The 13715-nt window shown below is 65.9% G+C and carries 14 protein-coding genes and 1 pseudogene; 6 read left to right on the top strand and 9 right to left on the bottom strand.

The genetic code is table 11. The annotated features are described in order from the left end of the window. Nucleotides 1-13: 13 nt before the first annotated feature. Both BAC01S_RS27935 and BAC01S_RS27930 read left to right on the top strand, forming a co-directional pair. Nucleotides 14-784, top strand: a complete 771-nt coding sequence (locus BAC01S_RS27935) for a class II aldolase/adducin family protein (RefSeq protein ID WP_027797713.1) — start codon at nt 14-16, stop codon at nt 782-784. A 3-nt stretch (nt 785-787) separates the two neighbouring features. Further along, the gene (locus BAC01S_RS27930) at nt 788-1789 is read left to right on the top strand and encodes a ketopantoate reductase family protein (RefSeq protein WP_027797712.1); all 1002 of its coding nucleotides are present in this window, start codon (nt 788-790) and stop codon (nt 1787-1789) included. A gap of 12 nt (nt 1790-1801) precedes the next feature. On the opposite strand, the gene BAC01S_RS27925 is transcribed toward BAC01S_RS27930, so the two are convergent. Both BAC01S_RS27925 and BAC01S_RS32930 read right to left on the bottom strand, forming a co-directional pair. Further along, nucleotides 1802-3286 (bottom strand): HD domain-containing phosphohydrolase, encoded by a 1485-nt coding sequence (locus tag BAC01S_RS27925; protein ID WP_027797711.1) that lies wholly within the window; start codon nt 3284-3286, stop codon nt 1802-1804. A 109-nt stretch (nt 3287-3395) separates the two neighbouring features. Then, entirely contained in the window at nt 3396-4313 is a 918-nt protein-coding gene (locus tag BAC01S_RS32930) for a LysR family transcriptional regulator (protein WP_169740158.1), read from the bottom strand. Nucleotides 4314-4412: 99 nt separating this feature from the next. On the opposite strand from BAC01S_RS32930, the gene BAC01S_RS32925 reads away from it, so the two are divergent. Further along, nucleotides 4413-5990, top strand: a complete 1578-nt coding sequence (locus BAC01S_RS32925; RefSeq protein WP_156954561.1) for an MFS transporter — start codon at nt 4413-4415, stop codon at nt 5988-5990. 143 nt (nt 5991-6133) lie between these two features. Here BAC01S_RS32925 and BAC01S_RS27910 read toward each other — a convergent pair whose 3' ends face one another. From BAC01S_RS27910 to BAC01S_RS27885, 6 genes are all read right to left on the bottom strand, one after another. Continuing rightward, nucleotides 6134-7945, bottom strand: coding sequence for an ABC transporter transmembrane domain-containing protein (locus BAC01S_RS27910; protein ID WP_027797710.1), 1812 nt, complete (start codon nt 7943-7945; stop codon nt 6134-6136). Between the two features lie 15 nt (nt 7946-7960). Further along, nucleotides 7961-8182: a hypothetical protein gene (locus BAC01S_RS27905; RefSeq protein ID WP_027797709.1), complete on the bottom strand. Its 222-nt coding sequence runs from the start codon at nt 8180-8182 to the stop codon at nt 7961-7963. 34 nt (nt 8183-8216) lie between these two features. After that, complete coding sequence (locus BAC01S_RS27900; RefSeq protein WP_027797708.1) at nt 8217-8513, bottom strand: 4Fe-4S dicluster domain-containing protein; 297 nt, start codon at nt 8511-8513, stop codon at nt 8217-8219. Next, a complete protein-coding gene (locus BAC01S_RS27895) occupies nt 8510-8833 on the bottom strand; it encodes a hypothetical protein (RefSeq protein WP_027797707.1) in 324 nt (107 codons plus the stop codon). Before BAC01S_RS27895 ends, BAC01S_RS27900 begins: the two co-directional genes overlap by 4 nt. A 16-nt stretch (nt 8834-8849) precedes the next feature. Further along, nucleotides 8850-9428: an RNA polymerase sigma factor gene (locus tag BAC01S_RS27890; protein WP_027797706.1), complete on the bottom strand. Its 579-nt coding sequence runs from the start codon at nt 9426-9428 to the stop codon at nt 8850-8852. A 216-nt stretch (nt 9429-9644) separates the two neighbouring features. Beyond that, nucleotides 9645-10610 (bottom strand): GlxA family transcriptional regulator, encoded by a 966-nt coding sequence (locus tag BAC01S_RS27885; protein WP_027797705.1) that lies wholly within the window; start codon nt 10608-10610, stop codon nt 9645-9647. 110 nt (nt 10611-10720) lie between these two features. On the opposite strand from BAC01S_RS27885, the gene BAC01S_RS27880 reads away from it, so the two are divergent. Next, on the top strand, nt 10721-11011 hold the full coding sequence (locus BAC01S_RS27880) for a hypothetical protein (protein ID WP_027797704.1): 291 nt from the start codon (nt 10721-10723) through the stop codon (nt 11009-11011). A 105-nt stretch (nt 11012-11116) separates the two neighbouring features. On the opposite strand, the gene BAC01S_RS27875 is transcribed toward BAC01S_RS27880, so the two are convergent. After that, the gene (locus BAC01S_RS27875) at nt 11117-12097 is read right to left on the bottom strand and encodes a helix-turn-helix domain-containing protein (RefSeq protein ID WP_027797703.1); all 981 of its coding nucleotides are present in this window, start codon (nt 12095-12097) and stop codon (nt 11117-11119) included. A gap of 97 nt (nt 12098-12194) precedes the next feature. Here BAC01S_RS27875 and BAC01S_RS32920 point away from each other — a divergent pair, with 97 nt between their 5' ends. Further along, nucleotides 12195-13475, top strand: a complete 1281-nt coding sequence (locus BAC01S_RS32920; RefSeq protein WP_043203946.1) for a DUF1479 domain-containing protein — start codon at nt 12195-12197, stop codon at nt 13473-13475. Next, nucleotides 13430-13696: pseudogene (locus tag BAC01S_RS27865) on the top strand (sugar ABC transporter substrate-binding protein); the annotation flags it as partial. The gene BAC01S_RS32920 and the pseudogene BAC01S_RS27865, both read left to right, overlap by 46 nt. Nucleotides 13697-13715 lie beyond the last annotated feature (19 nt).

Raw genomic sequence — 13715 nt, 5'->3', positions numbered from 1 at the left:
CAAGGAGACGACCATGAGCGAGACACAACGGCACGCGCGCCCCGACTGGTGCGATGCGCAGGAATGGGATGCGCGCGTGCGCCTTGCCGCCATGTACCGCGTGTTTCATCTGCTGGGCTGGACCGAGCTGATCTTCAACCACATCACGCTGCGCGTGCCGGGACCGCAGAAGCATTTCCTGATCAATCCGTTCGGCCTTACGTATGACGAAATCAAGGCCTCGAATCTCGTGAAGATCGATCTGGACGGCCATATCCTGAGCCCGGGCGCATGGCCCATCAACCCGGCCGGCTTCGTGATCCACAGCGCGATCCACGCGAATGTCGAAGACGCGCACTGCGTGATGCACACGCACACCACAGCCGGGCTGGCCGTGGCATGCATGGAAGACGGGCTCTCGTACACCAACTTCTACTCCGCCCAGCTGCACGACATGGTCGCGTATCATGATTTCGAAGGTATTACGGTGCACGACGAGGAGAAGGCGCGCCTCCTGAAGTCGATGGGCGACAAGCGGCTCCTCATCCTGCGCAATCATGGCCTGCTCGCGCATGGCGTGAGCCTCGCGCACGCCTTCGCCCTGCTGTGGACGCTCAATCGTGCCTGCGAAGTCCAGGTGCTCACCCATTCGATGCGCGGCAAGCCGCTCGCGATCGACCCGGCCGTCACGGCGCAGGCCACGCGCGACGCCCTGCAGTTCTCGCCCGAACACGGCGGCGGCGAGAACGTGCTCGCGGCGCTGATCCGCCGCGCCGAGCGGCTCGACCCTTCATACAAGGAGTAAGCGTTGGCTACCTCTCACCCCGGCATCACCGTCGTCGGCTCGGGCGCCATCGGCGGACTCATCGCGGCCCGGCTCGCGCACGCAGGCATAGCCGTCAACGTGCTGGCGCGCGGCGCGCAGCTCGAAGCGATCCGCCGCGACGGGCTTACGGTCGTCGAAGGCGACACGCGCTATACGGTACGCGTGAACGCCACCGACAACCCGTCATCGTTCGGCCCGCAGAACCTGCTCCTCATCTGCCTGAAAGGGCAGGCGCTCGTGCAGGCGGCGGCATCGCTCGCGCCGCTCGTCGGACCCGGTACGCACATCGTCTCCGCCATGAACGGCGTGCCGTGGTGGTTCCTCAACGGCTTCGGCGGCGCGCACGCCAATGGCCGGCTCGAAGCGGTCGATCCGGGCGGCGCCGTTTCGGCCGCGCTGCCGCCGGGGCAGGCGTCGGGCTGCGTCGTGCATCTCTCGTCGTCGATCGCCGGGCCCGGCGTGATCCGCAAGGGCAACGGCAATCGCCTGATCGTCGGTCCCTGTGCACCGCATCTCGCGCAACGCGCCGACGAAGCGCGCGCGCTGCTCGCGAGCGCGGGCTTCGACGTCGTGGCGCCCGCATCGATTCAGGGCGAAATCTGGGCGAAGCTGTGGGGCAACATGACGATGAACCCCATCAGCGCGCTCACGCGTTCGACGGCCGACGTGATCCTCGACGACCCGCTCACGGCGGGCCTCGTCGCGGCCGTGATGTCGGAGGCTCGCGCGATAGGCGAAGCCATCGGCATACGCCTTGCGATGACGCTCGAGGAGCGCAATGCCGTTACGCGCAAGCTCGGGGCGTTCAAGACCTCGATGCTGCAGGACGTGGAGGGCGGACGTTCGCTCGAAGTCGAGGCGCTGTTGGGCGCGCCATACGAGCTTGCGCTGCGCACCGGCGTGGCAGCGCCCTCGCTCGGCATGCTGTACGGGCTCGCCCGCCAGCTCGATGCGAATCTCGAAGCGGCGCGACGGGGTGAGTAAAGTGGCTAAGGGCTAGATCAATCCAAGCGCCGAAGCCTTCAACGTCGCCGCCGCGCGGGTCGAGCATTCGAGCTTGCGAAACGCGCTTTCCACATGCGTGCGAACGGTGCTCGGACTCAGATCGAGCTCGCGCGCCGCTTCCTTGTTGCTCGCGCCGCGGCTGATCGAACGCAGCACGTCGATTTCGCGCGCGGACAGTCCCGCCTTGTGCCGCGAACGCGCGCCGCGCGGCGGCGCGTCCTTCAACTCGATCAACGCCTCCACCACCTCGGCGTCGAAACGTCCCTCTGCCGCTTCGAGGCGCAATCGTTGGGCGACTTCGGCCGGCGCCAAGGCCGGGCGCCAGGGCCGCGGCGAACCCAGCGCCACATAGGCGACAGCGGCGCTCAGCACGCGAGCGTCGAACGACAAAGCCGATCCGCCGGCGCCGCGGAAATAGCCGGAGCCGTCCAGCCGCTCGTACGCGCAGGAGGCCAGCTCCGCCGCCGAAGCCAGCGTACCGGTTTGCTTGCCGGCGCGCGACGTCCAGTAAGGCACCAGCCGAACCTGCTCCCACGCCGCGGCGGTGAGGCGCCCCGGCGAGTTCCAGATCGCGTTCGGCACCGCCGCGCGTCCGATGCCATGTATCAATCCGGCGGCGTACAGATACGGCCCCTTCTCCTTCGCACCGCCAAGCTGCGCATGACACGCACTCGCCATGCGAGCGACGCTGCGCGAATAGCCCGTCATCCACGGCAGCTTCAGGTCGATCACGTCGGCGATCAGCTCTATCGACGTGGTCTCGCCCATCTGTGGCGTGATGATCGTCTCGTCGAGCCGGGCAGGCTCCATGCGCTCCAGCGCGCCTAGCCAATGTTGCGCCTCGCTCGCAACGAGCGCGGACCATTCAGCCGGATAGCGCCTGCCGGCCCGCTCGGCAATCAACGCGAGGGCGCGCGGCAGGCCGTAGACCCGGCTGAAGATTTCCAGATCGCCCGCCAGCGACACGACCAGCACGGTCCGCGGCACCGATGCGCCCGCGAGTCGCTCGGGGAATCCCGTGCCGTCCCACGCCTCGAAGATATGCCGCAGCGCGGCTTCGGAGTCGGCGGTGAAGCGCAGCATGCGCGCGACCTCGCCGGAGACCTCGCAATGAATCTGCGCGAGCGGGCCGATCACGGTCTTGACGCCGCCGTGCGAATCGAGGGGCTTCTCCCAGTCCGGCCGCGCCGCAAGCATCGCGGCCCGGCTCGCAATGTCGTCGCCAAGCAGGTCGGCAAATTCGGACGCATTGGCCGTGCAGCCCGACCATCGCAGTAGCGAAACCTCGGCGGCGGTCGCGGCGCCCGCCTCTCCGTCGCCCGCCGTTCTCGCCAGTTGCGCGGCGAGCCAGGCCGTGCGCAGCGAATGGTCGGTGGGCTGGCCCATGCTCAGGTCGCCGATGAAGGCAAGCGCCCTGACTGCGTCATAAACACGAACCGCCGCGCCTTCGCTCGATGAGTTTTCGTTTCCGTCCACGTTTTCCACCGGTCAATGATGCCTGCTCCCGGGCCAATATAATCCACCCGGCGGGGATGGCCGGGTCGGTCATTTGACCGATACCGGCAGCGCCGCCCGGCTGCGATTCTTATGGCCGGCCTGCGTGCCGCTCACCTTCCTGAACGGATGCCGCCTGGCTGCGAGCGTACTGCAGAAATGCGCTCACCACGCGCGAGCGCTCGTGCCGGCGGTGCAGCAGCGCGATCTCCGACGGGATCGGCTTGCCGGCCAGCGGACGGTAGATCACGCCGGGCAGCGAAACGCAGTCGCACAGCGTCCCGGGGACGATTGCCACCGTGCCGCCAAGCGAAACGCTCGCGAGCACGGCGACGAGCGGCCCGGGACGCTGCACGATTTGCGGCGAGAAGCGCCCGCGTCTCGCGAGCTCCATCGTGCCGGACTCCTGCTCGGGTACGACGAACTGCGCGCCGCGCAGCTGCCTGGGCGTAATTGCGCTCTGCGCCGCGAGGGCGGAGTCCTCCGGCAGCGCGACGACGAACTCGTCCCGATGCACGCGCGCGGCCTGCAACCCTTCCGGGTACGCCATCGGCGGCCTGACATAAGCCGCGTCGAGCTGCCGGTCGACGAGCTGCAGCGGAATCTCGTCCATCGGAACCTCCAGCAACTGCACGTCGATCTGTGGGTGCAAGCGCCGGAATTCCGTCACCGTCTTGCGCATCACGCCAGCATACGCAGCCGATGCGACGTAGCCGACCCGTACCTGCCCCAACTGCCCGCGTTCGGCAAGCAGCCCCAGTTCGCGAGCCTGTTCGAGTTGCGCCAGCACGGCGGCGGCTTCCGGAATATAGGCTTCGCCAGCCGCCGTCAGCGAGACGGAGCGCCGGGTCCGGTGAAACAGCCGGAATTGCAGCAGGCGCTCCGCATCCTGAATCTGCTTCGTCAGGGATGGCGGCGCGAGCCCCAGATCGTCGGCGGCGCGCGCGAAATGCAGACGCTTCGCGACCGCCAGAATGCAGCGTAGATGGCGCAGTTCCAGTTCCATGATTATTCATCCAGGCATGAATAAATGTGATTTTATCTGCTATCGATCGGCAATACGACCGGCGCTAAGATGACGTTCGTCCGTAGGTTGGAGCCATCGCCCATGTTGGAAGAAGCCAGTATTGATACGCCCGTCGTCGAGCCCTCGCGCGCGACGGCCTCCCCCGCGCTGCCGCGCCCGGCCGGCGCCGTGCTCGCAACGGCATCCGCAACGTGCGCGCTGATCGTGCTCGACACGAATATCGTCGCCGTGTCGCTGCCGTCGATCGCCCGCTCGTTTCATGCGGGATTCGCCGATGTCGAATGGGTCGTCAGCGCGTACATGGTCTCGTTCGCGTCGTGCCTGCTGCCGATGGGCGGGCTTGCGGACCGCTACGGCCGCAAGAAGACGATGTTGTTCGGTCTGCTGATCTTCGCGATCGCGTCGCTCGGGTGCGGGCTCGCGCCGAGCGTCACGTTCCTGAATCTCTCCCGCGCCGCGAAGGGCTTTGGCGCGGCGATGCTGCTCACGTCGGCGCTGGCCGTGATCGCGCACGCCTTCCCCGGCCCGCGCGAGCGGACGCGCGCGTGGGCAATCTGGGGCATGACGATGGGGATCGCGACAACCGTCGCGCCGCTTGTCGGCGGCTTGATCACGCAATGGGTCGGCTGGCGCTGGATCTTCCTGCTGAACCTGCCGGTCTGCGCGGTGCTGATCTTCTGCATCCTGCGCGTGGTGACCGACTCGCGCAATCCGCGCGCGGGACGCATCGACTTTGCGGGTAGTCTTTTCTTCGGCGTCGGGCTCGCGTGCGGCATCTGGGCGCTGATCGGCGCCCAGGACGACGGCTGGCGCAGCGTGGCCACCGAATCGCGCTTTGCCGCGTGCGTGCTGATGCTGGCCGGTTTCGTCGCGATCGAGCGGCGTATCGGGCACGCGGTCATCGACCTGACACTGTTCTCGCAAGCGCGCTTCGTGGCCGCGGTGCTCGCGATGTTCGGCTACGCCGCGTGCGCTCAGGTGATGATGACGTTCCTGCCGCTCTATCTGCAGAACGCGTTCGAATGGACGCCCATTCATGCGGGCATCGGAATGCTTCCGTTCGCGCTCTCGATGATCGTCGGCCCCTATTTAGGTGCACGAATTGGACGGTACGTGGCAAGGCCTACGTCGACGCTGTCCGCCGGGCTGGCTCTGGTCGGCCTTGGCAATCTGCTCACCGCCGCGGCCGCGCCATCGGGCGAATACGGCTGGGTTGCGTTGGGGATGATCGTCACCGGCCTGGGTGCCGGCGTGCTGAACGGCGACACCCAGAAGGCGATCATGGCGTGCGTTCCGCCGCATCGGACCGGAATGGCCTCCGGAATCAGCACGACCACCCGCTTCACGGCGATCGTCACGTCGATCGGCGTACTCGGCGCGGTGCTCGCCTCGCGCGCCCGATCCGCGATCGATGCGGCAACGCCATGTCATACGTCGGGCAACGCATGCGTGGATGCATCGTTCATGTCGGACCTGCTCGCCGGCGATTTGGGCCACGCCGTCGCGCGCCTCGCGCCCGACCTCCAGCTGGCGATGAAATCCATCGCGCCGGCCAGTTTCGCGAGCGGGTTTGCGTCTGCGCTGAGCGTTGCCGGCTTGCTTGCGCTCGCGATCTCCGCCGCGATCTGGCTACTCGCGGGACGCCGTCGCTCCGTGTGACGCGATCTTCTCGACCCATTGACTGCGCCAATCCGGCGCTTCGATGGGATCCGCGCAATACCAGGTCTCGTGAACCCTGGATGCCAGTCCGGCCGGCGCCTGGGCGCGTTCGCCCTGGCGCGGCGGGCACGCTCGGGCCCCGGTCACTGCAAATCCAGGCTGGCGCGCGCGGCGCCGCGCTCCACGGCCTTGCCCTGCGGTTCGCCGAACTGCATGGCCGCAAGCTGCGCATACAGCGGCGAACTCCGCAAAAGCGCTGCGTGAGTGCCTTGCGCAACAATGCGGCCCTGATCCAGAACGACAATGCGGTCCGCCTGCTGCACGGTGGCAAGACGATGCGCGATGACGAGCGTCGTGCGGTTCAGCGCGGCGTTGTCCAGCGCCGTTTGCACGAGCCGTTCGCTTGCGGCATCGAGCGCGCTGGTGGCTTCGTCGAGCAGCAGGATGGGCGGATTCTTGAGAATCGCGCGCGCGATCGCCAGGCGCTGGCGCTGGCCGCCGGACAACCGCACGCCGCGCTCGCCGAGGAACGTGTCGTAGCCTTGCGGCAGTTCCTCGATAAAGCCGGCGGCCGCCGCCATCTCCGCGGCGCGTTGCACCTGGGCGAGCGTGGCTTCGGGCATGCCGTAGCGAATGTTGTCGAGCACGCTGCCCGAAAAGATCACCGATTCCTGCAGCACGACGCCGATCGCCTGGCGCAACGCGACGAGCGAGACCCGGTTCGTCGGCACACCGTTGATCAGGATGCTGCCCGACTGCGGATCGTAGAAGCGCAGCAGCAGTTGAAACAGCGTGGTCTTGCCGGCCCCGGACGGCCCGACCAGCGCGACATGCTCGCCGGGGCGCACGTCGAGCGAGAACCCCGCAAGCGCGGCAATGCCAGGACGCGACGGATACGAGAAGCCGACGTTGTCGAAGCGGATGCCTTCGCCCCGCGTCGGCAGCGGCACGGTCGTTTCGGCTTGCGCCACCGGCGAGCGCGCTGCCAGCAGTTGCAGCAGCCGCTCCGTGGCGCCCGCCGCCCGCTGCAGATCGCCCCATACCTCGGCAACGGCTCCCACGGCCCCCGCCGTGAACACCGCATAGAGAATGAACTGGGACAGCTGGCCGGCCGTCATGTGCCCGGCCAATACCGCCTGTGCGCCGAGCCAGAGCACGAACACTATCGCGGCAAAAACGAACACGATCACCACGGCAGTCAACGAGGCGCGTGCGCGGATGCGTCTCAGCGCGGTCTCGAAAGCCGTTTCCACTGCGCCGCCGAAACGCCGCGCCTCGAAACCCTCCTGCGTATACGACTGCACGGTCGGCATCGCGTTGAGCACCTCGCCCGCCAGCGCGCTGGCGTTCGCGACCTTGTCCTGGCTCGCGCGCGAGAGCCGGCGCACGCGCCGCCCGAAGATCACGATGGGCGCGACCACCACCACGAGCGTCGCGATGATATAGCCGGAGAGCACCGGGCTCGTCGCGATCAGCATCGTCACGCCGCCGACCGTCAGCAGGAAATTACGGAGTCCGAGCGACAGGCTCGTGCCGACCACGGCCTGGATCAGCGTCGTGTCGGTGGTGAGCCGCGAAAGCACCTCGCCCGTCTGCGTGGTCTCGAAGAACTGCGGGCTCATCCGCATCACGTGGTCGTAGACGGCGCGCCGCAGATCGGCCGTCACCCGTTCGCCGAGCCACGAGACCCAATAGAAGCGCAGCGCCGTCGCGGCGGCAAGGATCAGCGAGACCACGAAAAGCGCGATGAAATAGCGATCGATATGCGTGCGGTCGCCGCTCGCGAAGCCGCGGTCGATCAGATATTTGAACGCCACCGGCAACACCAGCGTCGCGCCAGCGGACGTGACGAGCGCGAGGAACGCGAGCGCCCAGCGCCCCGCGTAAGGGCGCAGGAAGGGAAGCAGCGCGAAGAGCGGGGCGACACGGGGCGAGCGGGCGGCGGTATCGGGCATCGAAAGACCTTGGCGTTACTGCACGCTGTCCCACGATCGCGGGCCGTCCAGCCGCGCGGCGACCTCCAGCACGTGCGCGCCGGCGGCGGTCAGCATCGGAAGACGCGCTCCGGCGCGCGGCTCCAGCGAAATGAGATCGCAATCGAGCAGGGTATCGAGTTCGACACGTGTCATGTCGATCTGGTCGGGCGCGCTGCGGATCAGCATCAGCGTGGCCAGTTCATGTGGGCTCAGCATGGTCATTTCCTCGAACTCCATGGGGAACGGCTGTTCAGCGCGTCCTGACGAGCGTGATGGCGTGCTCGGGGCAGGCCGACACGCACAGGCCGCAGGCACGGCAGGCATCCGCGTTCGGCACGTAGGCCACCTTCATGCCGTGCACGCGCAGCTTGAAGCGCTGCAGCGGCCGGAGCGCCTGGTAGTCGGAAGCCTCGATACGGCGGATTTCGAATACGTTCTCGGGGCAAACGGTCACGCAATCCGCTTTGCCCTCGCAGCGGGCGAAATCGACGGAAGGCGCAATGACGCCGGGCGGCTGTTTGCAGGCCGCAGTCGCGCGCCCGTTCATGCGCCGCTCTCCCCGCTCGGGCGCGACCCCGACGTTCGCTCGTTGCGGAGCTGCTCGCGCTCCTGCGGCGTCATGCGCTGCCAGTGCTGCCACTGCTCCCAGTGCCTGCGCTTGTGGCAGCCGCCATGCCCGCGGAATCCGCCGAACAGGATCCGGCAGAGCACCAGCAGGCCGACCGCGTGCGGATAGTCGATCATGTGGGCATCGACAATGAGGGTCGGCACGATCCAGTTCCACAAGCGCATGACGATCCAGCCCAGCAGCGCGATGATCAGCACGATCAGCAGCGCCTTGGCCAATAATTTCCGGCGAAAACTCATTCCCTTCTCCTTCGGTTCAAATCTCGAGGCCGTCGTAGGACGACTGCAGTCGTTTGCGCAAATGCAGCACGGCGTAGCGCTTGCGCGCCAGCAGCGTGCTGACGCCTACGCCGGTGGCGGCCGCCATCTCCTTGAAGCTGCACCCGTCCAGTTCGTGGGCGACAAAGACTTCGCGCTGGTTCTCGGGCAGCTCTTCGAGCGCGGCGCGCAGCGTATCGAGCAGCGCCGCGCGCGCATAAGCCGCCTCGGGTCCGGCGTCCGGCGAGGGCAGCGCGAGGTCGAGGCGGTACTCGCCTTCAGCTTCTTCCGTCTCGACGGCATCGGCCAGCGGCGCTTCCTTCTTCTTGCGGAAGCGGTCGATGATCCGGTTTCTCGCGACGCGAAACAGCCACGCGCCCACCTGCTCGATAGGGTCCGGCAGCCGCCAGGCCTCGACCAGTTCTTCGAAAACGTCCTGAAGAATGTCCTCGGCTTCGTCCTGATCGATCACGCGGCGGCGGATGAAATTGCGCAGCCTCGGGCGCTCGCGGGCGACGGCGTCGGCGATTGCGCGGTCCTGCTCGGTCAGCGGGCTCGGGGTGTGCGGCGTTTCCATACCCGTGATGACGATTCGGGAAGGAGGATATTGTGGGGCGAGCCGCCTGATTGCGAAATTTTGTTTGCGTCGCGGAATTTTCTGCTGGAGTCCCGAGTTGCCGACCAGCGCGACAACGGCCTCGATCAACGGATTCTCGCGAGCCGTTCTCCAGGCCATGGCCGTGGTCACGACACTCAAGTTCTCCACCGGCATCGTGATGCGCGTCTCATGCCATCAGCGCAGATCGGCACGAAGATCGCGCACGCCTCTTCCAAGCCGCTGGCGCAGGAGCGTGCGCAGCGTGGCTCCGTCGACGTAGCCCACTTCGGCGGCGATCGCGTCGAGCCCGAGACCGCTGCCATGAAGCAGCGACTGCGCATGCTCGACGCGCAGGTCCTGAAAGTAGGCAAGCGGCGATTTGCCGAGCACATCCTGGCAACGCCGCTGCAGCGTGCGCGCGCTCGTCGCCAACGCCTTCGCGGCCTCCTGCAGCGAGAACCCCGCCTTCAGATGGTCGCGCGCCCACAACTCGAAGCGCTGAATGAGCGGATCGGTCTGGGCCAGATGATTGGGAATGATGTACGGCGCTTGCGAGGAGCGGATGTCGGCGAGCAGATAACGCGAGACGAGCGCGGCCAGTGACGGGCTGGCCCGGCGTATCAGCCAGAGGGCGAGATCGAGATGCCCCATCGCCGCGCCGGCCGTCACGCCCGCGGACGACGGCACGAGCATGCGCGACTCGTCGAGCCGAACCTTCGGGTAGCGCTGCCGAAACAACGGGCCGAGCCACCAGGTTGTCGTTGCTTCCCGATCATCGAGCAGCCCCGTTTCCGCCACCAGAAACGTCCCGATACAGGACGCCGCGACCAGCGCGCCCTGGGTATGCCATTTCAGCAGCTGCGCCTTGGCCTGACGCACATCCGGCCGCCCGAGCGCGGGAATCAGCCGCTCCGGCGTGCCGGTATTCAACGCCGGAACGACCACCCAGTCCGGCTTCAGATCGTCCGTCACGGGCCGCACGGGTATGGCCATCCCCTGACCGGATCGAACTTTCTTGCGCATGCCGACGATCGACACGTCGAAATGCGGCGTTCCGCCCATGTTTGCCGCCGAAAACCGGTTTGCGAGCGCGAATGCGTCGAGCAAGACGGAGAGCCCGGTGTCGAACAGCCCCTCCAGCACGAGTATCGAAATACGCATGGCGTAAATGACCTTAAAGTTGTCATTTACGACGATACAACTTTTTATGTCCGACGGCTACAGTGATCCCCGTTGTTCCTTGCAATGAAGCTCGATCCAGGAGATCACCCATGAAAGTTTTTGCCATCGCCTCCGCGCAGCCGACCCTCACTCCCGAGAAGCTGCAGCAGCACATGCCCAACGAAGTTCCGGCCACGCTCAGGCTGTATCTCGAGGGCAAGGTCGAGCAGTTCTGGTTTCGTGAAAAAGCCGGCCCGATCTTTCTGATGAACGTCGAGTCGGTCGAGCAGGCCAGAGCAACGCTGGACGCACTGCCGCTGGTGGCCGACGGCCTCATGGCCTACGAACTGATGCCGGTCGGCCCGCTGGTCCCGCTCGGCCGGCTGATCCAGAACCAGTAAATTCCGCAGCCCCTCCCGGCACCGCCCTCCCCCTTGCGGCGCCTGCCGGGCGGGGCCGCGCAGCGACGGCCGCCGAGTGAGCGGCGCCTGCGCCGAAGTCCTCGCTCAATCGACGTGCGTCGATCTCCGGCGGCGCGTGCCATCCCCCTTTTGTTCGAGCCGCTGCAGCGACGGCGAGCGCTCGGTAAGTCTTGCTGCCGTTTCTCCGTCGGCATGCCGCGCACCCGTGAACTGCTGTCTGAATTCGACCGGCGTCATGCTCTTCGACGCCTTGAACTGGCGATTGAAATTCGCCGCGTTGGAAAAGCCCGACCGCGTTGCAATCACCGAGATGGGCGTTTGCGTATCGGTCAGCATTCGGCAGGCGTGTCCGATTCGAACACGGGTGATGTATCGACCCACGCTCTCGCCAAGGTGCTGCGTGAAATGCCGCGTCAGGGAACGCTCGGAAAGGCCAGAGGCCTTGGCGAGCGTCGAAAGGCGCAGGGGCCGCGAGAATTGCGTTTCTATCAACGCAAGCACGCGATTGATCTGGTCGGGTTCGTGGCCGGTCGGCGTGCCGGTGCGAGCGTCAAATGCACTGGGCGACGCGAGCGGCATTGCGGGAAGCGCCGAGAGGAAATCGAGGACATCGAGGACAGCCTGCAGTCGCACCCGCGGCTTGTCGGACAGCAGATGCTCGAGATGCGCTCGCATGTGCGTTCCGGCTCCGTCTTCGAACGCCAGCCCGCAGGCCGCACGCCGCAGAAGATCGCACAGGCCGTTATATTCCGGGCACACATCGGCTAACCGGCGCACCCACGCACCGTCGAACCAGATGACGATTGCGACCTCCGACTCCCCGTCGTCAATCGAGCGGTTCGACGCCCAGGTATGCGGCAGATTAGGCGGCACCAGCACCAGATCGTCGGCGCCGTAGGAGGCAACCGAATCGCCGATGTACCGCTTGCCCTGACTGTTCATGGTCAGTGTCAGCTCGTACTCGGGATGGTGGTGCCACTCGAAAGGTATGCGGCGCAACCGCCGATGGTAAACCCTTACCGAGCAGTCCTGGCCAAAGTCGACATATTCATAAGCCGCTTTCATGTCCCAAATCAATAAAACTTTGACCGGATAGTATCACGCAACCGCTCATCGCTCGCGTACGCTCCGTGTATCAGAAACATCACAGGGAGACGATGTCATGGCATTGCAAATTGACGATCTACCGGCAGCCATCCGCAGCGCGAAGCGAGCGTTGCGGGACATGCTGCCCAACTACCGGGAAGTGTTCGCCGAGGTCGAAGCGGCGATGATCAGGGAGGCGCAGCACATCGCAGCGCTCCGCGACCGCGGCGAGCCCGTCATCCCGGAAATCCAGTTCGCGGACATCGTGGCGAACCGGGTCGCCGAAGAGCAGATTGCGCTCGTCAAGGCGCGCGGTGCCTGTGTTATCCGCAAGGTCTTCGACCGTTCGCTCGTGGAGCAATGGGACAACGACATTGCCGACTATGTCGAGCACAACAACCTGGACGCAAAATTGCTCAATCGCGCCGAAGACAAATACTTCGGCCAGCTCGCGTCGAGCAAGCCCCAGATCTACGGGGTGTACTGGTCGAAACCGCAGGTGCTCGCGCGTCAGTCGGCCGAACTCACGCAGGCGCGCGTGTTCCTCAACCGTCTCTGGCGCACGCAAAGCGAAGGCCGGGTGCATTTCGACCCGAACCACGTTCCGGTCTATGCAGACCGCTTGCGTCGCAGGCCGCCTGGTTCGGAGTCCTTGGGTTTGTCGGCGCACTGCGACGGGGGTTCGGTCGAGCGCTGGATCGAATCGAACTTCCGCAAGGTCTATCGCCACGTTTTCTCCGGCCGCTGGCGTGACTACGATCCCTTCGACGCGGCGTGGCGCACGGAAGTCGAGGAGATTCCTTCGCCGGCCGTCTGCTCGATGTTCCGCACATTTCAGGGATGGACAGCCCTGACACCGCAAGGCCCGGGCGACGGCACCTTGCAACTGGTGCCGATTGCGAATTCGATGGCCTACATTCTCTTGCGCGCGCTGCAGGACGATGTTGCGGAAGACGACCTTTGCGGTGCGATGCCGGGCCGCGCACTGTCCATCAAGCCCGAATATCACGCACCCCTGTTCCACGCGCTCTCTTCAATTCCGCTGATGCAGGCTGGGGACACGGTGTTCTGGCACAGCGACGTCATCCACGCGGTCGAGGATGCGCATCGCGGCAAAGGCTACAGCAACGTGATGTATATCGCCTCGCTGCCGGCCTGCGCGAAGAACGATGCCTATCTGAAGCGGCAACTGCCAAGCTTCCTCGACGGAAAGAGTCCGCCGGATTTCCCCACGGATCATTTCGAGGTGGACTTCGTCGGCCGTGCGACAGCAGAAGATCTCACTGAGCTCGGCCGTTCCCAAATGGGCTTCGGCGTGATTTCAGCCTCTATAAAGGCTCAATCCCCGTCCGCCTGAACGTTCCCATGGACAAGTTCGATGCCTGTGCGAAAAAGTCTTCCGCGGATGCCGTGGCGACCATCAAGTCGGGCGGCTTCGTACCGTCGCTGGCGTTCGGCATGGTGCAGTCCGCCGCCACGGAGGGGGGCATTACCGATGCGGTCACGAAGTTCATGAACTCCGACGAGGATTCCAGTCAGGGGATTCGCGCACTCGCGGCGGCGGCGAAAGTCCGGTAGGGGGGCTTGGGCTCCGATC

This window comes from Paraburkholderia acidipaludis NBRC 101816 (assembly GCF_000684975.1).
Lineage (GTDB): Bacteria > Pseudomonadota > Gammaproteobacteria > Burkholderiales > Burkholderiaceae > Paraburkholderia > Paraburkholderia acidipaludis.
This window is presented reverse-complemented; position numbering and strand designations above follow the sequence as displayed.

What these genes read in the sequence shown, in the direction of transcription:
- BAC01S_RS27935 (WP_027797713.1), top strand. Translation starts at nt 14, where the DNA reads ATGAGCGAGACACAACGGCACGCGCGCCCCGACTGGTGCGATGCGCAG.
- BAC01S_RS32925 (WP_156954561.1), top strand. Translation starts at nt 4,413, where the DNA reads ATGTTGGAAGAAGCCAGTATTGATACGCCCGTCGTCGAGCCCTCGCGC.
- BAC01S_RS27910 (WP_027797710.1), bottom strand. Translation starts at nt 7,945, where the DNA reads ATGCCCGATACCGCCGCCCGCTCGCCCCGTGTCGCCCCGCTCTTCGCG.
- BAC01S_RS27905 (WP_027797709.1), bottom strand. Translation starts at nt 8,182, where the DNA reads ATGCTGAGCCCACATGAACTGGCCACGCTGATGCTGATCCGCAGCGCG.
- BAC01S_RS27900 (WP_027797708.1), bottom strand. Translation starts at nt 8,513, where the DNA reads ATGAACGGGCGCGCGACTGCGGCCTGCAAACAGCCGCCCGGCGTCATT.
- BAC01S_RS27895 (WP_027797707.1), bottom strand. Translation starts at nt 8,833, where the DNA reads ATGAGTTTTCGCCGGAAATTATTGGCCAAGGCGCTGCTGATCGTGCTG.
- BAC01S_RS27890 (WP_027797706.1), bottom strand. Translation starts at nt 9,428, where the DNA reads ATGGAAACGCCGCACACCCCGAGCCCGCTGACCGAGCAGGACCGCGCA.
- BAC01S_RS27885 (WP_027797705.1), bottom strand. Translation starts at nt 10,610, where the DNA reads ATGCGTATTTCGATACTCGTGCTGGAGGGGCTGTTCGACACCGGGCTC.
- BAC01S_RS27880 (WP_027797704.1), top strand. Translation starts at nt 10,721, where the DNA reads ATGAAAGTTTTTGCCATCGCCTCCGCGCAGCCGACCCTCACTCCCGAG.
- BAC01S_RS27875 (WP_027797703.1), bottom strand. Translation starts at nt 12,097, where the DNA reads ATGAAAGCGGCTTATGAATATGTCGACTTTGGCCAGGACTGCTCGGTA.
- BAC01S_RS32920 (WP_043203946.1), top strand. Translation starts at nt 12,195, where the DNA reads ATGGCATTGCAAATTGACGATCTACCGGCAGCCATCCGCAGCGCGAAG.